The sequence below is a fragment of the Shewanella sp. 5_MG-2023 genome, assembly GCF_030547465.1.
Lineage (GTDB): Bacteria > Pseudomonadota > Gammaproteobacteria > Enterobacterales > Shewanellaceae > Shewanella.
In genome coordinates this window covers 17,869-39,100 of sequence record NZ_JAUORC010000014.1, presented here as the reverse complement: position 1 = coordinate 39,100, position 21,232 = coordinate 17,869, and the positions used below count along the sequence as shown (strand labels likewise).

Genomic DNA, 21,232 nt, shown 5'->3' with positions numbered 1-21,232 from the left:
CATTTTAGTGCAAGCGCACGCACTATTATGGTTCAAATTCTATTTTGGTGCGCGGCTAAAAACACTGCGCTGATTGTTTGTCACATTTCTGAATCGTTACTATTATATGATGCTATAAATGCCAAAATTGATGGTTATTTTTTAGCTAATCACAAAGTGTACAAAAATAATCCTATCCGCAAAGCGTCTCGTGGAGTAGAATGGCACGCTTTTTTATGGTGGCTAAACTTAATGCCGCTATAAACTCCTATTTATTTGTTTGATGGTATAGAGGTTTTATCCGTGTTAGAGAATTTACGTAACATCGCCATTATTGCTCACGTCGACCATGGCAAAACGACCTTGGTAGACAAGCTTTTGGCACAGTCAGGCACCCTTGAAAGTCGAGGCGAAGCCGCAGAACGTGTAATGGATTCTAACGATCTTGAAAAAGAACGTGGTATCACCATTTTGGCTAAAAATACCGCCATCAAATGGAACGACTACCGTATTAATATCGTAGACACTCCTGGTCACGCCGATTTCGGTGGTGAAGTTGAACGTGTTCTATCTATGGTAGATTCAGTATTACTTTTAGTTGATGCAGTTGATGGCCCAATGCCACAAACTCGCTTCGTAACTAAAAAAGCGTTTGCTCAAGGCCTTAAGCCAATTGTTGTAATCAACAAGATTGACCGTCCAGGCGCTCGTCCTGATTGGGTTATTGACCAAGTATTCGATTTATTCGACAACTTAGGTGCAACTGACGAACAGTTAGATTTCCCTATCGTTTATGCTTCTGCATTAAATGGTTTCGCGACCCTTGATCCAGACGAAACTAGCGAAGACATGACACCTTTATTCCAAGCAATTGTTGAAAAGGTTTCTTTCCCTGATGCTGATGCTGAAGGTGAATGTCAAATGCAAATTTCTCAAATCGATTACAACTCATACGTAGGTGTTATCGGTATTGGTCGTGTTAAACGTGGTAGCGTTAAGCCTAACCAACAAGTAACTATTGTTGGTGCAGACGGTAAGACACGTAACGGTAAAGTTGGCCAAGTATTAGGTTACATGGGTCTTGACCGTCACGAAGTTGCTGAAGCTAACGCTGGCGACATCGTTGCAATTACCGGTCTTGGTGAGCTAAAAATTTCTGACACTATTTGTGCTCCAGGCGCTGTTGAAGCCTTGCCTGCTCTTTCTGTTGACGAACCAACGCTAACCATGACTTTCCAAGTAAACACTTCTCCGTTTGCTGGTAAAGAAGGTAAGTATGTTACTTCACGTAATATCCTTGAGCGTTTAGAGCAAGAGCTAATTCATAACGTTGCATTACGTGTTGAAGAAACTGAATCTCCAGATCGTTTCCGTGTTTCAGGCCGTGGTGAATTACACTTAGGTATCCTAATTGAAAACATGCGTCGTGAAGGTTACGAGCTAGCGGTATCACGTCCAGAAGTAATCGTTAAAGAAATTGACGGTGAAATGTGCGAGCCATTTGAAACCTTAACCGTTGATGTTGAAGAAGAACATCAAGGTGCTGTAATTGAAAAATTAGGTACACGTAAAGGTGACATGAAAGACATGCAGCTAGACGGTAAAGGTCGTGTACGTATCGACTTTATCATTCCTAGCCGTGGCTTAATCGGTTTCCAAACTGAATTCATGACAGCGACTTCTGGTACTGGTCTTATCTACCATTCATTCGACCATTACGGTCCAGTGAAAGGCGGTGACATTGGTCAACGTGCTCGTGGTGTATTGATTTCAAACGCTACTGGTAAAGCACTGACTTTCGCATTGTTCGGTTTACAAGAACGTGGTCGTCTATTCATCGGCCATGCTGCTGAAGTATATGAAGGTCAAGTTGTTGGTTTACACGCTCGTGCAAACGATTTAACAGTTAACTGTTTGAAAGGTAAGCAACTTACAAACATGCGTGCATCAGGTACTGATGAAGCACAAGTGTTAACTCCGCATATCGAAATGACCCTTGAGCAAGCGCTTGAGTTCATCGATGATGACGAATTAGTAGAAGTAACTCCTGAGAACATCCGTGTTCGTAAGCGTTACTTAACTGAAAACGAGCGTAAGCGTCATAACCGTAGCGCTAAGTAATCGTTTTGATTAGTTAACGATTTCAAATTTTGAGAACCAAAAAACCCGCTTATGGCGGGTTTTTTATTGGCTAAATATACTTAGCCGCAAAACAGCACATGACTTAATTTCACTTTTAACTCACTTAAATCGACTATATATTTTCTCTCAATAATTAATCAACAGAGAATAATATGACCGTCATTAATCACGTTAACGTAGCCAAGCAAGCCAATGTTTATTTTGAAGGTAAAGTCATCAGTCGTACCATTCATTTTAATGACGGAAGCCAGCAGACTCTCGGAGTAGTGTTGCCGGGCGAATACAGCTTTGACACTGCTGTCGCTGAAATCATGAATGTGACTTCAGGTTCATTTGAGGTGCTATTACCCAACAAGAGTGAATGGCAAACCGTTCCAGCAGGTCAACTGTTTACACTTGATGCGAAAGTCACCTTTAAAATTCGTACCCATGAAATTAGCGAATATTGCTGCGAGTACAAGTAATTAGCCTATGTTAATCAGCAGTTAATACTGATCTTTAATTCAAAAGAGGCTAATATTATAAAGTTTAAAGCTGAAGGTGAAGGAACCCCAAATGCGTTTAACCTTATTAATAACTCTTATTTTATGCAGTGTTATCTTTTCTATCAGTCATGCCACCGTGTATCGCTGGGTTGATGAACAAGGAAATGTACATTACAGCGACCAACCACGAGAAAATGCTGAACAAGTAGAATTGAGTGAAAATACCCAAAACAGTGTTGCTGCGCCCACCGTCATAGAAACAGACAGCAGCCCAAAAGAAGCTAAACCAGTAGAGTATCGGGTACGTATTGTTAATCCGACCCAAGAAGAAACCATTCGCAATAACAATGGCAACTTTACTGTGGTTGCCAGTGCTGCACCAGAATTACCCAGTGGCTTTTTAATGGCGCTGTATATCGACGACTTACTTTATGGTCAGCCGCAATCAAGCAGTATTTTTAATGTTACCGAAGTGAATCGCGGTGAACATAATCTCGTGGTTAAAGTTTTGACCCAAAACGGCAAAGTCCTTGCATCAAGTTCTCCAAGAAAGATATTTCTACACCAAGCATCTGTTTTCTCAATCGCAAAGCCTCGACCTTTGCCAAGTAAAAAGTGATATATATCAAAAAGATAAATATTATGAATTTGAGATTGTTTTAACAAGTTGCCAGTGTAGAACAAGTTGCGCATCGCACCATATTGGTGCAACATAGTAGTGCAACTCTACTTTGCAGGACACTTGATGGACATGAACAATCTGCTGAATCATTTGGTTACCGCTGTATTCGTTATCGATAACGAATTACGGCCGCGTTATGCCAATGCTGCAGCTGAACAACTTCTTGGTATTGGCAGCAATAAATTACTAGAGCAGCGTTTACCTGAGCTATATCAGTTCATGGGCGTTGAAGCCGAGCTCCTCCAAGACTCGGTTAACGCAAATCAAGGGATCACCGTCAACACTGCGGCGTTAATTACTCTTGATGGCGTGCACCACATCATCGATATCACCCTGATACCGATGGAAAGTGAAGACAACATCAGCCTGCTAGAACTACGTCAAGTTGATCAACAACATCGTATTCATCAACAACTTAATTTAGATGCTCAGCAACAGGCGGCACAATTTTTAGTGCGTAACCTCGCCCATGAAATTAAAAACCCATTAGGTGGCTTAAGAGGCGCGGCGCAACTATTATCTCGGGAACTAGAAGACCCAAGCCTTAAAGAATTTACCGATCTGATTATTGAGCAAGCCGATAGACTACGAAATTTAGTTGATAAACTATTGGGCCCTCAGCGCCCGACTCAACATGAAACCCACAATATTCATCAAATAGTTCAAAAAGTGCTGCGCTTAGTCGAGCTAACCCTACCAAGCAATATCCGCTTGGAGCGAGATTATGACCCTTCAATCCCCGATATGGACATGGATGCTGATCAATTACAGCAAGCGGTGCTCAATGTGGTGCAAAATGCCGCGCAAGCATTAGATCCTAATGGCGGAGAAATACTCATCCGCACTCGCACCCAGCATCAAGTCACCATAGGCACTAAGCGTTTTAAGCTGGTACTGGCATTGTCGATTATCGATAACGGCCCAGGGATCCCTGCAGACCTATTAGATACCTTGTTTTATCCCATGGTCACCGGCCGTGAGGAGGGCTCAGGATTAGGATTATCCATCGCCCATAATATTGCACGATTACATGGAGGTCGGATTGATTGTATATCGGCACCAGGACAAACAGAATTTACGATTATTTTGCCATTACAATAATTTGCCAATGATGGCTCAAGAGGAAGTGATATGAACATAAGCGAACAAGTTTGGATCCTTGATGACGACAGCTCGATTCGCTGGGTTTTAGAAAGAGCCTTAGCGGGAGCTAAACTGACAACGGCAAGTTTTGCCGCTGCAGAGTCGTTATGGCAAGCCTTAGAAATATCTCAGCCTATTGTCATCGTATCTGATATCCGTATGCCGGGTACCGATGGCTTAACCTTGCTTGATCGCTTGCAAATGCACTATCCGCATATTCCGGTGATCATCATGACGGCTCATTCGGATCTGGATAGTGCCGTCAGTGCCTATCAAGCAGGGGCATTTGAATATTTGCCAAAGCCTTTTGATATTGATGAAGCCATTGCGCTGGTAGAGCGCGCACTGACCCATGCAACAGAGCAAGTACCGCCGCCTGTAGCTGAGCCAGAAAAGCTTAAAACACCAGAAATTATTGGTGAAGCGCCTTCAATGCAGGAGGTGTTTCGCGCTATTGGCCGTTTATCTCGCTCATCAATTAGTGTGCTTATTAACGGTCAGTCTGGTACCGGTAAAGAGTTAGTTGCTGGGGCGCTGCATAAACATAGCCCCCGTAAAGAAAACCCTTTTATTGCCCTTAACATGGCAGCAATCCCCAAAGATTTGATTGAATCTGAATTATTTGGTCATGAAAAAGGTGCCTTCACCGGTGCCGCTAATGTGCGCCAAGGGCGCTTTGAGCAAGCCAATGGCGGCACACTATTCTTAGATGAAATTGGTGATATGCCATTAGATGTGCAAACCCGTCTATTGCGGGTATTGGCTGATGGGCAATTTTATCGGGTTGGTGGTCACATTGCCGTGCAAGTTGATGTACGTATTATTGCCGCAACCCACCAAGACTTAGAATTATTGGTGCAAAAAGGCGATTTCCGTGAAGATTTATTTCATCGTCTCAATGTTATAAGAGTACATTTACCACCGCTTTCTCAGCGCCGTGAGGATATTACTCAGTTAGCAAGCCATTTCCTTGCCACTGCCGCCAAAGAAATCGGCGTTGAGCCTAAAATCCTCACTAAAGAAACCGCTAAAAAACTTGAGCAACTGCCGTGGCCGGGTAATGTGCGTCAGCTTGAAAATACCTGCCGCTGGTTAACAGTGATGGCATCGGGGCAAGAAATCCTGCCTCAGGATTTACCGCCTGAGCTGCTAAAAGATCCCATCAGTGCCAGCGAGCGTGTTAATGGTGTTTCTGATTGGCAAATGGCGCTGACCCAATGGATTGATGAAAAGCTCTCTGCCGGTGAAAGTGATTTATTAACTGAAGTGCAACCTGCCTTTGAGCGAATTTTACTTGAAACCGCACTAAAGCATACTCAAGGCCATAAACAAGAAGCCGCTAAACGTTTAGGCTGGGGGCGTAATACCCTCACCCGCAAGCTAAAAGAGCTTGAAATGGATTAAAGTCCTGCTTATTTCAGCCTAAAAGGAGTCCTATTTCGATAATGAAATGACTCCTTTTTTATGACTATATTGATTTAGTTTTGTAGTTTAAGCACTATTAACTCAGAGTATAAGCATTATTCAGAGCTTCGAATATGGAGCGAGTAACAACCCTCAATTACCACAAACACATGAGCTGTAAAGCCGCGAAGTATATCGCTCAACATAACTGCAAGGACTGAAAATGGCCGCAAAAAGCATTATTGTCATGGGCGTATGTGCCAGCGGAAAAAGTAGCATTGCTGCGCGCTTAGCTGCTGTTATCAAGGCTAAGTTTATTGACGGTGACGATCTACATCCTAAAGCCAATATCATCAAAATGGCCAAGGGCGAAGCGCTCAATGATACCGACCGCGCCCCTTGGCTTGAGCGCATAAGGGATGCTGCATTTAGCATTGAACAAAAAAACGAAACTGCAGTGATTGTCTGTTCAGCATTAAAACAAAGCTATCGCGAGCAAATACGCGAGGGCAATAATCATGTGGTATTTCTGTATCTTGAAGGCAGTTACCAACTAATTTTAAAAAGAATTCAAGCCCGTCATGGCCATTTTATGAAAGCTGACATGCTTGATAGTCAATTTGCCACCTTAGAAGATCCAAGCAATGAGCCTGACGTGATCACTGTCAATATTGATAATTCTATTGAAGCCATTGTCCAGCAAGCTTTAAAAGCTTTAACCGAGTTAGAATCAAGTTAATTTCGACCGCAACATTATCAAAACCGCACTCATCACTTGGCTGCAGATGTAAAAAAGCCTTAACTGCATATAACAGTTAAGGCTTTTTATTTGGCTAATATTGCCCTTGATAGCAACAGTATTATTAACTGCGGTATCAACTGCAATTGATGTCATCAGCCATTAAATCGGGTCTTGGTGAATAATCACTTCGGCATCTTCAAACTCTGCCCGTAAGCGATCTTCAGTGCCATCAGTAATTTCGTGGGCTTCAAGTAATAACAGTTGCCCATTTAATTCAATATGAAATTGAATGAAGGTGGTTTTACCGGCCTGACGCGTCCGTAAATCATGAATACCATTCACCCGCGGATCCGCGGTGGCAATGGCAACAATCTGCGCCCGAGTCTCTTCATCCAGCTCCCTGTCTAATAACGACTGAACCGAGCGATACGCTAAATCAAATGCTTGATGACCAATGTATAAGGCAATCAATACTGCAAACAAGCCATCAGCCCACCACCAGCCATATTGTGCTAATACCAATGCCAGCAATACTGCACCGTTTAAAAATAAATCTGATTTATAATGCAATGAATCCGCTTCGACTATGGTGCTGTTGGTCTTGGCTAAGGCTTTTTTCTGCAGTATCACCAAGGCAAAAGTCATGACTAAGGCAATAATGGAGACAATGACCCCAAGGCCTGCATGGGCCACTTCTACCGGATTAATTAACCGTTCGCCACCATAAAACATCAACAAAAATGCTGAGCCTAAGATGAAAGCAGATTGGGCAAGTGATGCAAGAGGTTCGGCTTTACCATGACCATATCGATGGTCGTCATCAGCGGGTAAAATGGCATAGCGAATAGCGATGAAATTCACTATGGATGCTAAGGCATCAGCAAAGGAGTCAGTAAGGGAAGCTAACATACTCGCCGACCCTGAATAGAGCCAAGCGAGTAGTTTTATCACGATCAGGATTAATGCTGTTGCCACCGCGGCTCGGCTGGCAAGTTTTACCCAAAAATCGTATTCAGATTCTGCAGTCATAATAGAGAAAACACTAGTAATTAAGCCATTTAGTTAATCTCTATTATAGCGGAGTCTTGGTTTATTTAACGAGAACCTTTACCTTTTACCTTGGTAAAGCGTGATTCAAATTTCTGTTGCTGCTCTTCTGTCAAAATTTGATAGATTTCATTTTGCATTTTGAAGAAATTCATCATTTGTTGTGTTTGCTTCGCCTGCTTAGCAGCAATGATTTGCTCAGCTTGAGACTCATTAAAGTTGGCATCAGTAATTAACGCTAACATGTCTGCTTTATGTGCACTGCGCTCTTCTGCTGAAGGACGCTCGCCTTTTTCAGCTTTGTACTTAGCCATAATCGCTTTAACGTCAGTCTTTTGCGCTTCGGTAAGATCTAAAGAACGTAGCATTTTACGTACGCCTTTATGCATGCTTTTACCGTGATGTTTGCCGCCGTGAGCGCGTTCACCTTTTTGGGTTTGCTCAGTTTTAACTGAGGTATCTGCAGGCTCTGCGGCATAAAGTTGACCAGCTAATAATGCTGATGATGCTACTAGAGCTAAAACGCTGCTTTTCATCTTTAATCGTGTTTTCATAATCTCACCTTTTATCTCAAGTTATTGAACCCGCTAAGACCGACGGTTAACCATTTAATCCATCAAATGTAACCAATCAAAAACTCACCTTAGGCTCAAAATCGTTTGTGTTGTCAGTATGAAAATGAACATCGCACTGATAACGGGATCTGGGGTCACCTACATACTGTTTCGTAGGAATGAAACAAGTTTAGCGAATGCAATGTCAATGAGGGTGTTGGCTCAGTAAAAAAATGTAAAGACCATTTTTTAATCAACACATATCTTGTTCTTCAATAAAATTGCCCATAATCACGACCTCGATGCAGAGAATGGGAGCAAGCTCACGTATTAAAGGTTTGATCATTTTCATAATGAACAAAGTTACACTTGTAACATCAAAGTTAGCGCTAAGTAGTTAACATTATGAGACATTAGCTTTATAGCGAGTGCGACTTATCAGAGATAATTTAAGCGCATGTGACAAAAGACTGCAGCTAAGAGTGAATGACTGATGTTATGAGTGACGAAATGCGGTAAATGATTGAATTGAGGTTATGGATGAACAAAGTTGTCAGCAATATCATTTTTATTAGTAGTTTATTATTTTCTGTCTGTGGTTTTGCACAAAGTAACGTGACACCCAGTCCTCACGAACCCAATGCCAGTATTTGGGTTAATCAAACCCAAGCCGGCCCCGAGATTAACTTACACTTTTTTTGGTCTGCGACCTGCCCACATTGTAAGGAGGCTCACCCTTTTATAGATGCCTTAGCAGAGCGCTATAGCTGGATTCATTTACAAGATTACCTTATCAGCGAGCCTGGCAGTGTCGACAAACTCATGGCCGTGGGCGAATTAACCGGGGTTGAACCCAAGTCAGTGCCTTATTTCGCCGTCTGTGGCGAAGCCATTACTGGCTACAACAGCCATGATGTCACCGGACGCTATATTCTGCAGCGCCTAGAGGCTTGTTATCAACGAAATGCAGGCAGCTTGCCAAGCAAAGACTTAATGGCTGATTTCTATACCGAAAAAACCACTGCTAGTAGCCCGCTTTTTGAAACCTGTGCTGATGATTCAGATCCAAATAACCCCAGCACTTGTGGGATGAACTTTAGTACGACTACTGGCGAACAAGCAAAGCTCGATTCAACGCCACATATCCAGCCCGTTGATATTCCGTTAATTGGTGCAGTACAACCAGAGCAAATGTCACTTCCTGTGTTGACCTTAGTCCTCGCCGGCGTCGATGCCTTTAACCCTTGTGCCTTCTTCGTATTGCTATTTTTGCTTAGCATTATGGTGAATGCCGGTAGTCGTGGCCGCATGTTATTAGTGGGCGGTATCTTTGTGTTTTTCTCGGGCTTTATTTACTTTATCTTTATGAGCGCGTGGCTAAACTTATTCCAGTTACTTGGCGGTGGTGATGGCGGCTGGATAATTACTAGCGCAGGAGTTATCGCACTGGTGGCGGCAGTAGTGAATATTAAAGATTTCTTTTTTGGTAAAGGCGATGTCAGTTTGTCTATGTCAGTTGAAAACCGCGGCAGCTTAATCAAACGCATGGGCAAATTATCTAAAGCTAGCTCTTTACCAAGCTTAATATTGGGTTCGGCATTACTGGCGATTATGGCCAATGCTTACGAGCTACTCTGCACCGCGGGTTTCCCGATGATTTACACCTCAGTGTTATCAATCTCAGGGGTAGATACCGTGCAGCGCTATTTATACCTCATCGCTTATAACCTTATCTATATCATTCCATTAGCGACGATTGTCATTGTTTTTGCTGCCACATTAGGTAAACGTAAGCTCACTGAAAAAGAAGGTGAAGTACTTAAGTTAATGTCTGGGATCATGATGCTAGGCTTAGGCAGCATGTTGGTCCTTAACCCTATGGCACTGCAAAACGTGGTGTTCTCTGTTGGGTTAATTGCCGGCTCAATTTTACTTACCTATATTGTGGTAAAAATTAAGCGCTATAAGCAAAAAGCCGTCTAATTTTTTATCTGGTAACATTATCAATGCGAGTGCTATTAAGTGGCACTCGCTATTGGCTATTTTGATTAGACTGACCAGCTTGGTTTATTGCTTGTTCCAGCCCATTTATAGCTATCACTAAACAATAACCACAGCTTAGTTGGCCAATATGTAAAAGAGTGCAATGTTGCTAAACTTGGCTATTCATTCGTTATATAGTGAATGCTTATTATTGAGCGAGGATCCCATGAGTCGAATTTTATTAGTCGATGATGACGCAGGTTTATCAGAGTTATTAGCCCAGCTTTTAGAGCTAGAAGGCTTTGAATTAACTCAAGCATTTGATGGTCAGCAAGGGCTAGACTTTGCGCAGAATCAAGATTTTGATTTAATCTTATTAGACGTCATGCTGCCAAAACTCAATGGTTTTGAAGTGCTGCGCGCCCTGCGCACCCAAAAGCAAACTCCAGTGCTGATGCTTACCGCCAGAGGCGATGAAATTGACCGAGTAGTAGGGTTAGAAATTGGCGCTGATGACTACCTGCCAAAACCGTTTAACGATCGTGAATTAGTGGCCCGTATACGCGCTATTTTACGCCGTTCTAGCCTCACTCAAGCAGATGCAGGCGCCCAAGATACCATTAGCTTTGGTGATTTAAGCTTAGATCAAGCCAGACAAGAGCTGTACTGTAATGATCAGCTTATTATTCTTACCGGCACTGAATTCTCATTGCTTCATAGCTTGATCACTCAAGCAGGCGATTTGGTCACTAAAGAGCAGCTCAGTGAAACCGTTTTGGGTAAAAAACTGATGCCATTTGACCGCAGTTTAGACATGCATTTATCCAATCTGCGCAAAAAATTACCTGAACGTCACGATGGTCGCCCTCGAGTAAAAACCATCCGTGGTAAAGGCTATATCTGGATCCCATAATGATTAAGCTATCTTCGTTAAATCGTTTATTTGTCAAATTACTGCTGGGCTTTTGGCTTGGCAGCTCTTTAATTATTGGCTTTGTGGCTGTACTGCCTTTATTGCAGCAAAACCACGACAAACAGCCAATGACAGCCAAGCAGCAACAGCTACTTAAACGCACAGCTAAACCATTTATTGAAGATCCTAAATTACTCGAAGATCACAAAGCTTTAAAACGCTTGCATCGCCATCGCAGTCCAAATGGCAAAATGATTAAGTTCTATATCACCAATGACCAAGACCTTGTGATTAATAGCAGGCAAGTCCCTAGAACCTTTAGAGAGTTCTTGCTGATTAGTGAAGAGTTTAACGCGCCAATGAGCCATCAGTTCCGTGATGAATTGATTTTTGGACCTTACACTTTTACTGCTGGGGAACAAGAATATCGCATCTACAGTCGCGTACCAGATAACCACCCTAGACCTTGGTTCTTTTTCTTTAATGACCATAAATTATTAACCACTATTATCGCCATGATCTTATCTGGCATATTATGTGGCTTTTTAGCATGGTATTTAGGCAAACCACTTCGCTCACTCAAGCATAGCTCTAACGCTCTTGCTAGCGGCGATTTAAGCGCTCGAGTCGATGACAGTATTGCCGCCAGAGGCGATGAAATGGGCGAGTTAGCACAAGCATTCAATACCATGGCGCAATCCATTGAAACCATGATGCATAACCAGCAGCGCCTAATGGGTGATATCTCCCATGAACTGCGTACCCCCTTAACGCGCTTACAACTCTCTTTAGCGCTGGCTCGCAAAAAACAACAAAGCAGCGTCGAGATTGAGCGCATTGGCTATGAAGCTGAGCAGCTAGAAGCTTTGATTGCAGAATTGCTGACCTTATCGCGAGTGACCATCAGTAATACTGAAAATAAAGTCCACTTAGAACTTGCCGAGTCTCTCAGTCAAATTCTTGATGATGCTGAATTTGAAGCCGAGCAACAACAGAAAAGATTACTCATTGATATACCAGAAAACATTAGCCTAGATCACTACCCCAAAGCGCTTTCTCGGGCGATTGAAAATGTACTGCGTAATGGCATTCGCTATGCCAATAGTGACATTTCAATCACTGCAATAAAGCAACACCAACAGGTCGTCATTACCATTAAAGACGATGGTCCTGGTATTGAAGACGTTGAGTTAGAGAAAATATTTAAGCCTTTTTATCGCCCTGATAGTTCAAGAGACAGAGAATCAGGTGGTTGGGGCTTAGGTCTGGCGATTACCCAAGCCGCCATCAAGCTCAATAAAGGCGAGATACATGCCAGCAATATTGCCCCCCATGGGCTCAAGGTGGTGATTAGCCTGCCTGAGCGGATCTGCCGTTCGAATTGAACATTGTGAATTGATTACCACCAGCAGCTGGTTTTGCGTATAATTCCCAGCTCAATCAATGAAGGTAGCTATCCATGTTCCATATTGCGCTTTATGAACCAGAAATTGCCCCTAATACCGGTAACATTATCCGTCTTTGTGCCAATAATGGCGCTAAGCTACATTTAATAGAGCCATTAGGTTTTGATTTAGAAGAGAAAAAACTTCGACGCGCCGGCTTAGATTACTCAGACTTAACCAATATCACCCGTCATAAAGATTTTGCAGCCTTCCTTGACGTCATGGCAGGTAAACGTATTATGGCCTGCACCACCAAAGGTAGTCGTCCTCATACTGAGCTGTCGTTCGCTGCTGATGATGTATTGTTATTTGGGCCCGAAACCCGTGGCTTACCTATGGATGTCATTGAGTCGATTCCCACTGAGCAGCGCTTACGTATTCCGATGACGGCTAACAGTCGCAGCTTGAACCTGTCTAACTCAGTGGCGATTATTAGCTATGAGGCTTGGCGTCAATTGGACTTTGCTGGCGCCAGCTAGGTTTTAGGTTTTAGGTTTTAGGTTTTAACCACGGTAAGTTTCAAACATCAATCTGGCTTAAGTGGTTCAGACTAAGTGGTTCATCCCAATCACATAATGCAGCCAACAAAAAGCCTCGCAATAATGCGAGGCTTGTTTATTTAACCTGTTCCGCGCTGAGATAGCTTATTGGCCAAAGCCCACATCGGTAATATTAACCTTAGTAACCTCACCATACTCTTTGGCAATATCGGCAATCTGAGCCGCGTTACCAACAAGCACATACTGCAAATTGTCTTTTGGAAAGTAACGGTTAATGAGACGCTGGGTTTCGGCTAATGTCAGCCCATCGACCTTGGCTTGAAACTCATTAATAAATGCATCATCAAAGTTATAGATATACATATCAGCCAGTAACTCGCCCAGTTGGCCACCGGTTTCAAACTTAGGAGGGTACTGACCTTTGACATAAGCTTTGGCTGAATCTAGGGTTTGTTGATCAATGCCTTGCTCCCATAAACGGCCATAGGTTTTTAAAGCTAAATCCATGGCTTCTTTGGTGGTGCTGGTTTTAGTAAAGGTGCTGATAGAGAACACCCCTGCAGCAGAATAGGCACTAAAGCCAGAACGCGCCCCATAAGTGAGCCCGGCGTTAACCCGTAACTCATCATTAAGCCATGAGGTAAAACGGCCCCCTAAAATGGTATTTACTACCGTTAGCCCCACATAATCAGGGTTATCGCGCTTAATCCCCAAACCGCCAATAACAAAAGTGGTTTCAATGGCATCGGGTTTATCAACTAATAACACCTTACTGGCAGTTAATGGCGCTAGCCCTTGTGTTAAATCAGGCTGCACCGCAGTGTCAGTGTTTTTCCAGCCACCAAATGCCGTTGTCAGCTTGGCTTTCATGGTTGCGATATCAAAGTCACCCACCACGTTAATGGCGGTATTTTTAGGCTGAAAATAACTTTGGTGAAATGCCCGCAACTGAGCGACATTAATATCAGCTAATGACTTACTGTTGCCTGATACCGGATTAGCGTAAGGGTGTTCACCAAATACCAACTTATTGTAGTAACGACCGATTACCGCCCGTGGGCTTTCTTTCGCTTGTGACAAGCCAACAATTTCGCGCTGTCTGAGTTTTTCAAATTCACTATGGTCAAAGTCAGGGCTTATGAGCACTGGCTGGATAATATCGAGCATGGTATCAAGATCTTTACTCATAAAATCCGCTTCCAGCATCATGCTTTCACGCCCTGACGCTGTAGATAAGCTTGCACCGAGAAAGTCCACCATCTGCTCAATTTCAGCTTTGCTTTTACCGCCGGCGCCCAGTAATAAACTTTTCATTGTCATATACGACACCCCAGATGTGGTGTCGTTTACCGCCCCTGCGCGCACAACGGCATTAAAGTTAATTATCGGTACTTCTTGTTGCACCATCAAATTAACCAATAAGCCATTTTTAAGGGTAATGGATTGATATTGCGGCATACTGAAACTGCCAGTATCGAGGGGCTTGCTTGACTCAGTCGTGGCTTTGCAGCCCGCCAACCCCACACCACAAGCAAGCGCTATGGCTGATACCGTTAAGGCGCTGGTCTTTTTAAGCTTTATCAATGACATCATTAGTCAGCTCCCTCTGTGGCGGCTAACACACCCACGGTGCGATTGGCCTTACGTAAATAGGTTTGCGCAACACGCTGAATATCAGCAACGGTTACCTTATTGTAGGCTGCAGGCGCACTAAATAGTTTGTCATAACTGCCAAAATACAGCTCATAACGACCTAAAGTATTAGCGCGGCCATTGATGGTTTGCATGGTGCGATAAAAATCCATTAGCTTGATGTTTTTCACTTTTTCAAGCTCTTGCTCGCTAACGCCTTCAAGGGCAATACGGTTTATCTCGGCAATCATTGAGGCTTCTAATTGCAATGCATCAATCCCTGCATTGGCGACCCCAAGAAAGTAAAACAGATTAGGGTCAAATGACATGGGTAAATATGACATCACATCGGAGGCCAGTTGCTTATCCACCAAGCCTTGATAAAGCCGTGAGCTATTACCTTCACTGAAAATAGTGCTGAGTATATCTAGCGCATAATAATCGGCATGTTTCGTGGATGGCACATGATACGCCAGCAGCACATTAGGGGTAGTGACAGAGGCTTTTTCAACAAAGACTCGGCGCTCACCTTTTTGCAGCGGCTCTACAGTGCGAACGGCTAATGGCGCGGGCTGGGCGGCAATGACGCCAAAATATTGCTTCGCTAGACGCTTCACCTCCGCGGTTTTAACATCACCTGCGATCACCACCACAGCATTGTTGGGCGCATAGTAAGTCTTATGGTATTGCTGTAAATCCGCTAGCGACCAGGCGGCAATATCTGACTCATGGCCAATCACAGGCCAGCTATAAGGGTGAGCTCTAAACGCTGCACCTTTTACTTCTTGTTGCAAGGTGCGCCAGTTGGAGTTTTCAAGCCCTGTGGTGCGCTCTGATTGCACCACACCACGCTCGCTTTCTACCATCTGCGAATTAATATCTAAGTTAGCGATGCGATCAGCTTCGAGATCAAAAATGGTTTCTAACGCATTGGCAGGAAACCAATTGGTGTATACCGTGGTGTCTTCAGTGGTATAAGCATTATTAGCGCCACCCGCGGCTTCCATGGTGCGGTCAAACATTTTAGGGCCATACTTTTTTGAGCCGTTAAACATCATGTGCTCGAAAAAATGCGAGATCCCAGTAATGCCCGGTGCCTCATTACGAGAACCCACTTTCCAAAACAAATACATGTTGGCATTGGGTATGCTGCTATCTTCTAGCACCATAATTTTCATGCCATTATCCAGAGTAAAGCTATTGATATCCTCGACTGTGGTGGCCATCGCCGCGGTACTCACCCAGCAACTGAGTAATACCCATAACGCGCTGATGTTGCGTTTCATAATGGTTTCCTTGTAAGTCATTGCAATGAACAACAGGCCTGCTACAACCCGTTGTTAGTATTTTTATCGCTTAATTCACCGCGCCTAGCGCAGTTAATGCCAGCTGAGTCATGGTTTCAACGCCCACTTTTAAGGCTTTTTCATCAACAAAAAATGCTGGCGAATGATTACTGGCGACAGTGGCAGGATCTGTGCCTGCTGGCGTCACCCCTAAAAAGTAAAACAGCCCCGGCGTTTCAAGCGCATAGTAGGAGAAGTCCTCAGCGCCGGTGATAAGCCCTGGCTCAATGAGATTATCATCGCCCACAACCTCACGAATAACCGGACGCATTTTTGCGACTAACTCAGGGTTATTAACCGTAACTGGATAACCTGCATCAATCTCTGTGGTGGCAGTGGCGCCGAGGGTTTGAGCAGAAAGCGTCGCGATTTCAGCTAGTTTTACTTTAATGTCGGCGCGCATATCTTGATCAAAGGTTCGGATAGTACCAATCAACTCAACTTCATCAGGAATGATGTTCGAGCGTATACCGCCATTAATGGCGCCAAAACTCACCACTGCCGGTGCTTTAGTCACATCAACGCGGCGACTAATAATGGTTTGTACGCTATTAATTATTTGCGCTGAAGCCACAATCGGGTCCACCCCGCCCCAAGGACGAGAACCATGGGTTTGGCGACCCTTTACCGTAATCGTAAATGAATCTTCTGAAGCCATCGCAGGGCCTGCTCGCAAACCAATCATCCCTGTGGGCATACTTGAGGTTACGTGCATACCAAACACTTGATCAGGTTTACGACTAGCAAATAAGCCTTCTTTAAGCATTAACTCTGCACCGCCTTCTTCACCCGCTGGCGCGCCTTCTTCTGCTGGCTGAAAGATAAACATCACATCGCCAGCAAGGCTGTCTTTAGACTTGACCAGATTCTCTGCCACGCCCATTAACATCGCCACATGAGTGTCATGACCACAGGCATGCATCACGCCGACTTTTTGGCCACGATAAGTATCAGTGGCTTTGGAGGCAAAAGGTAAATCAACCTCTTCTGTGACTGGCAACGCATCCATATCTGCGCGAATGCCGATTAGCGGCCCAGACTTTGCGCCTTTTAATATCGCCACCACACCAGTGTGCGCAATGCCGGTTTGTACTTCTAAGCCTAAGGACTCAAGGTGTTTGGCAATCACTTTACTGGTTCTAAACTCGCGGTTAGACAGTTCAGGGTGCTGATGTAAGTCACGGCGCCACTCCAACACCTTAGCTTCAACATCGCTTGCAAGTTGTGCTGCGTTAGGGGTTTGAGCCATTATCGAACCAGAAAAAGTGCCAGAGGCAACCGCAAGGCAAGCAGCAAGTATCGTTAAGCGCATAAATCATCCATGTTTTTATCATTTTTGTAGTATTTCAATCTACAGCGTATCCCTTGAATTGTTAAATATTTTGTTATCCAAAGCACATTTGAAATTGTGTCGATTTATGTAGAGTGGCTCAATAAACACTATGGTTGATGACATTGTGTTGATAATCTATGGCCACTATTAAATTTAAATCGAGAGTCCAAGCCCATGAAAATCACCTTTGAGCAATTAACCGCAGCCGGTGCTAGTAACTCATTGGAGATTGAACAGTGGTTAATTGAAGATCGCCAATCCTGGGGAGTATTCAGCGCCCACAGTGATATTGGCGCCATGCTCGGTGACTTATTAGCAGATGTACCTGTGGGCGTTGGCTCTGACACATCAAATACATCAAGCATTGAGGTCACCGCAGGTTCGATACATAAAACCTCAGGCCGAGTTGCTCAGGTCTCACTCGCTGAGCAACAAAGGTTATTAGCACTTGAACTCGCCAATGATGACAGTGACTTTTTAGATTATGCCGATAAAGGCACTACGGTCGCGGGATTAATTTTTGCCCATTGCCATAAGCAAACATTAACCGACAAACTGCTTGAGGAGCTTGATTTAGTTCAGCTGCAACAGCGCGGGTTTCGTGAACTTTCAACGGGCGAAACCCGTCGCGTGATGCTAGCCATTGCCCTTGCTAGCGAGCCGGATTTTTTAGTGTTAGATAATCCCTATTCAGGGCTCGACATTAGCCATCGTCAAAGCTTAACGGCTTATCTAAGTCAGCTTGATATTCAAATGATGGTGATATTTTCTCGCGAGGAAGATATGCCCACATGGATAGATCAGATTGCTATATTCAGCCACAGCAAACTTGATAGCATCATGGATAAAGCCAGCTGGGAGCAACACCCTGTTATAAGCCAAATTACCGCCCAATCTAAAGTCCAAAGCGAGCAGATGCTGGCTATCATGCAGCGCCACCGCCATCAAAGCCCATTTGATAACCCCATCTTTGAACTTAAAAATGGCAAGGTGGCTTACAGTGATAAAACCATTTTTACTGAGGTTAATTGGCGCATTGATAAAGGCCAACACTGGCAGGTAAAAGGGCCCAATGGCTGTGGTAAAAGTACCTTGTTAGGGCTTATTTTTGGCGACCACCCACAATGCTACAGCAATGATATTCATATCTTTGGTAAGCAACGTGGCACTGGAGAAAGTATTTGGGAAATAAAGCAGCATATCGGCATGGTGTCATCGGCATTACACTTGCAGTATCGCGTCGGTTGCAGCGCTAAAGATGTGATTTTATCCGGCTTTTATGACTCTATCGGCCTGTACCAAAAAGCCACCCAAGCCCAGCAAGATATCGCCCAAGATTGGCTCAGCATTTTGCATATGTCCCACTATGCCAAAGTCTCGTTTAAGCAACTGGATTACAGCCAACAGCGACTATTGTTAATTGCCAGAGCATTAGTGAAACAGCCGACATTATTGATTTTAGATGAACCCTATCAAGGGTTAGATTATCTGGGTATTCGCTTAGTCAAAAATACCCTAGAACTGATCGCCAGAGAAAACCTCAGTCAGCTACTATATGTGTCCCATTACCATGAGGACAGTTTAGACAGTATTAATAACTATCTGGAATTTGTTGCCGATGCAAAAACCGGTGGCTATAAAGCGCTAATCAGCTAGTTAATAGTGCTGCATTGCCAAAGCGCTTACTTTTCTTCGATTTTACGCTCTTTAGCTGCAGCTTCTTTAGCCTCACGCAAATATTTATCCGCCCGAGATTCTCGCTGTTGAAACTGCGCTTGAGATTTCTCTAACTGCTGTTGTTGCCACTCACCAGGCTCTTGGCGTTCAATAATTTCTTGCTCACGACTGCTGGTGTCGCTGGCTGCTTGGCGGGCTTTTTCAAGCTGACTTTGCTCCGTCTTTTTCGAGTCGATTCGACCTTGCTCAGCTTGTTGCGACAAGGTCAGTCGCGGCTTATCAGATGCCTGAGCAGCCACGGCAATAACGCCTAGCAAACTTGAAAGCAGTAATAGCTTGCTCATTAGCCTTAATAGACTGTTTGAATATAAGTTTAGCGACATACAATTAACCTTCCTGGTTGTTTTTAGACTCAATATAACGGGCTCGCACCTCAGCAGGCATGGCATTGAGCTTATGTTGCACCATGGCATCAAAGGCGCTAAATAGCGGGCTGATATCAAGTTCGCTATCGATTGCTTGCAATGTATAAGCGGTGGCTTCCAGTGTTGATAAACTGTCGCTACGTTTGGCCTTGCGAATAAGATATTGTGAAACCCCTTCAAATTCAATATGCAATGCCGGAAGCTCCAATAACCACGGATTAAGCTGCAACATTTTGAATGCTTTGCGCCAGGTGCCATCAATTAATAAAATGCAGCAATCTGCTGGTACTGACGAGTCCGCTGCATTTTGACTATTTTCACAGGGATACACCAGATACACAGGTTTATTGGCCCTTGCCAGCTGTTGTCGCAATGGCGCAAAGTCATCAGCGCTCTCACCCACCACCACTTGAGTTTGCGGCAGGGTTAAACTCAGCAATTTAACAGTATTTTTTGCATGCTCAACTTCAGAGGGGTGCTGCAGCACAATCACCTCAGTTTTAGCCTCCATCTTAGTCACGCTATCACAGATACAAGCCGACTGTGGGTAGCTACATTTTTGACAATACACTCTACTCATTAAACACCAAACACCTTGCTAAATATGTTGCAAAAACAAACGATAAAGGTATGTTTACCTCGCAGGTAAATTTTAAGGTACTAATTTACCTGCAAATTTATTAGATAAACAAGCTCAATTAAACTCAAGGAAGAATTATGACTCGTAGCACGTTATCACTGGCAGTGATGCTCTATCTCGCTAGCAGCGCCGCTTTTGCCGCTGACAGCACATTTCATCACGAAGCAGAAATTGGCTTTCTCGACACCAGTGAAAGCTCTGACGGTTTAGCTAGCGCTAAATATAGTTATTATTTTCAAGGGGTCAAGCAAAATGACGTCCCCTATGCTCTCGCCACATTCTTAAGCCAATCTTCTGTGGTTTCAGCCCGCTATGCAATGACAGAACGCCAAGATCTGTATGAGCTTTCTGGCGAATATGTATTTGACTCAAAATTCTTTATTGGTGGCGCTTATTCTCGACTATCCACTGACAGGGCCTTTGTACCGACCACGGATCTAGATGTCTACGAACTCAAAGCAGGTTATTATTTTAATCCACATGCTAAATTGACCTTGTCATACCTGACCCACTCACATTCTGAATCTACTTCAAACAATATTTACAGCTTTGACAAAAGTGAGGATTATGATGAACTTGCAGTTGAATATCAGCATTATTTACCATTCGAAACTACATCAGGCCTGATGTTAACCGCTACAGCCAGCTACTCTAAAGCTGATACTGAATACAACAATACATACGATACTATTTTTCATGATGGAACTAATGATCCAGTCGATGCCACCACAGAAGCAACAGGTAATGGGACTGGAAAACAAACTAGCCTAGGGGTTAGTGCAGATTGGTATATAACCAATTCTTGGTCCGTTGGCGGCGGTTATCAGTATCTACATTATGACGATAAAAGTTCATACAATCATTTGATTAAAACCGCTGATGACACCCTTAATTACAATGATAGTTATAGTGATTCCGACAACGCCAATATCTATACACTCAACACCAGCTACTTTTGGCATTTTTCTAAATATGTATCGGCTAGAGCCGCTATTGAGCAACGCTTTATCGATAGCGATTCAGATACTAGCGTTGGCATCGCCATTAACGGTAGATTCTAAAATCAATTTTTAGCACTTATAAGAAATTTTTGCTACTCACAAAAAAGGCCTAACGATAATGATCGTTAGGCATTTTTATTTAGCAGCTTAGCCGAGTCA

19 protein-coding genes are annotated in these 21,232 nt (G+C 43.7%); 12 read left to right on the top strand and 7 right to left on the bottom strand.

Going from position 1 to position 21,232, the window contains the following annotated elements:
• Positions 1–282: 282 nt before the first annotated feature.
• The 6 genes from typA to Q4557_RS09880 all read left to right on the top strand — a co-directional run bounded on the left by typA (position 283) and on the right by Q4557_RS09880 (position 6,574).
• A complete protein-coding gene (gene typA / locus Q4557_RS09905; protein ID WP_076538117.1) occupies positions 283–2,100 on the top strand; it encodes a translational GTPase TypA in 1,818 nt (605 codons plus the stop codon).
• Positions 2,101–2,273: 173 nt separating this feature from the next.
• Positions 2,274–2,585, top strand: a complete 312-nt coding sequence (locus tag Q4557_RS09900; protein WP_102440175.1) for a pyrimidine/purine nucleoside phosphorylase — start codon at positions 2,274–2,276, stop codon at positions 2,583–2,585.
• Positions 2,586–2,676: 91 nt separating this feature from the next.
• Positions 2,677–3,225, top strand: coding sequence for a DUF4124 domain-containing protein (locus Q4557_RS09895; RefSeq protein ID WP_102440174.1), 549 nt, complete (start codon positions 2,677–2,679; stop codon positions 3,223–3,225).
• A gap of 126 nt (positions 3,226–3,351) precedes the next feature.
• Positions 3,352–4,389 (top strand): nitrogen regulation protein NR(II), encoded by a 1,038-nt coding sequence (glnL, locus tag Q4557_RS09890; protein WP_102440173.1) that lies wholly within the window; start codon positions 3,352–3,354, stop codon positions 4,387–4,389.
• Between the two features lie 30 nt (positions 4,390–4,419).
• On the top strand, positions 4,420–5,835 hold the full coding sequence (gene glnG, locus Q4557_RS09885; RefSeq protein ID WP_102440172.1) for a nitrogen regulation protein NR(I): 1,416 nt from the start codon (positions 4,420–4,422) through the stop codon (positions 5,833–5,835).
• Positions 5,836–6,058: 223 nt separating this feature from the next.
• A complete protein-coding gene (locus Q4557_RS09880; protein ID WP_303412399.1) occupies positions 6,059–6,574 on the top strand; it encodes a gluconokinase in 516 nt (171 codons plus the stop codon).
• 162 nt (positions 6,575–6,736) lie between these two features.
• On the opposite strand, the gene Q4557_RS09875 is transcribed toward Q4557_RS09880, so the two are convergent.
• Positions 6,737–7,606 carry a cation diffusion facilitator family transporter gene (locus tag Q4557_RS09875; RefSeq protein ID WP_102440170.1) on the bottom strand — a complete coding sequence of 290 codons (870 nt, stop codon included), beginning with the start codon at positions 7,604–7,606 and terminating at the stop codon, positions 6,737–6,739.
• Positions 7,607–7,671: 65 nt separating this feature from the next.
• Positions 7,672–8,178 carry a Spy/CpxP family protein refolding chaperone gene (locus tag Q4557_RS09870; RefSeq protein WP_102440169.1) on the bottom strand — a complete coding sequence of 169 codons (507 nt, stop codon included), beginning with the start codon at positions 8,176–8,178 and terminating at the stop codon, positions 7,672–7,674.
• Positions 8,179–8,718: 540 nt separating this feature from the next.
• Here Q4557_RS09870 and Q4557_RS09865 point away from each other — a divergent pair.
• From Q4557_RS09865 to trmL, 4 genes are all read left to right on the top strand, one after another.
• Positions 8,719–10,161: a cytochrome C biosynthesis protein gene (locus Q4557_RS09865; protein ID WP_102440168.1), complete on the top strand. Its 1,443-nt coding sequence runs from the start codon at positions 8,719–8,721 to the stop codon at positions 10,159–10,161.
• 226 nt (positions 10,162–10,387) lie between these two features.
• Entirely contained in the window at positions 10,388–11,074 is a 687-nt protein-coding gene (locus Q4557_RS09860) for a response regulator (RefSeq protein ID WP_102440184.1), read from the top strand.
• Positions 11,074–12,459 carry an ATP-binding protein gene (locus tag Q4557_RS09855; protein ID WP_102440167.1) on the top strand — a complete coding sequence of 462 codons (1,386 nt, stop codon included), beginning with the start codon at positions 11,074–11,076 and terminating at the stop codon, positions 12,457–12,459. The genes Q4557_RS09860 and Q4557_RS09855 overlap by 1 nt, the downstream gene beginning before the upstream one ends.
• A gap of 74 nt (positions 12,460–12,533) precedes the next feature.
• Positions 12,534–12,998 (top strand): tRNA (uridine(34)/cytosine(34)/5-carboxymethylaminomethyluridine(34)-2'-O)-methyltransferase TrmL, encoded by a 465-nt coding sequence (trmL, locus tag Q4557_RS09850; RefSeq protein ID WP_102476589.1) that lies wholly within the window; start codon positions 12,534–12,536, stop codon positions 12,996–12,998.
• Between the two features lie 165 nt (positions 12,999–13,163).
• Here the strand turns inward: trmL and Q4557_RS09845 are convergent, their stop codons facing one another.
• From Q4557_RS09845 to Q4557_RS09835, 3 genes are all read right to left on the bottom strand, one after another.
• Positions 13,164–14,612, bottom strand: a complete 1,449-nt coding sequence (locus Q4557_RS09845; protein WP_303412393.1) for a pitrilysin family protein — start codon at positions 14,610–14,612, stop codon at positions 13,164–13,166.
• Positions 14,612–15,937, bottom strand: a complete 1,326-nt coding sequence (locus tag Q4557_RS09840; protein WP_102476591.1) for a pitrilysin family protein — start codon at positions 15,935–15,937, stop codon at positions 14,612–14,614. Before Q4557_RS09840 ends, Q4557_RS09845 begins: the two co-directional genes overlap by 1 nt.
• A 70-nt stretch (positions 15,938–16,007) precedes the next feature.
• Positions 16,008–17,246 (bottom strand): amidohydrolase, encoded by a 1,239-nt coding sequence (locus Q4557_RS09835; RefSeq protein WP_241901070.1) that lies wholly within the window; start codon positions 17,244–17,246, stop codon positions 16,008–16,010.
• 258 nt (positions 17,247–17,504) lie between these two features.
• On the opposite strand from Q4557_RS09835, the gene Q4557_RS09830 reads away from it, so the two are divergent.
• Entirely contained in the window at positions 17,505–18,986 is a 1,482-nt protein-coding gene (locus Q4557_RS09830; protein ID WP_303412390.1) for an ATP-binding cassette domain-containing protein, read from the top strand.
• Between the two features lie 26 nt (positions 18,987–19,012).
• Here Q4557_RS09830 and Q4557_RS09825 read toward each other — a convergent pair whose 3' ends face one another.
• Both Q4557_RS09825 and Q4557_RS09820 read right to left on the bottom strand, forming a co-directional pair.
• Positions 19,013–19,390 carry a hypothetical protein gene (locus Q4557_RS09825; RefSeq protein WP_241901066.1) on the bottom strand — a complete coding sequence of 126 codons (378 nt, stop codon included), beginning with the start codon at positions 19,388–19,390 and terminating at the stop codon, positions 19,013–19,015.
• Positions 19,391–19,394: 4 nt separating this feature from the next.
• On the bottom strand, positions 19,395–20,012 hold the full coding sequence (locus tag Q4557_RS09820) for a tRNA-uridine aminocarboxypropyltransferase (RefSeq protein WP_303412387.1): 618 nt from the start codon (positions 20,010–20,012) through the stop codon (positions 19,395–19,397).
• A 137-nt stretch (positions 20,013–20,149) separates the two neighbouring features.
• On the opposite strand from Q4557_RS09820, the gene Q4557_RS09815 reads away from it, so the two are divergent.
• The gene (locus tag Q4557_RS09815; RefSeq protein WP_303412386.1) at positions 20,150–21,133 is read left to right on the top strand and encodes a putative porin; all 984 of its coding nucleotides are present in this window, start codon (positions 20,150–20,152) and stop codon (positions 21,131–21,133) included.
• Positions 21,134–21,232 lie beyond the last annotated feature (99 nt).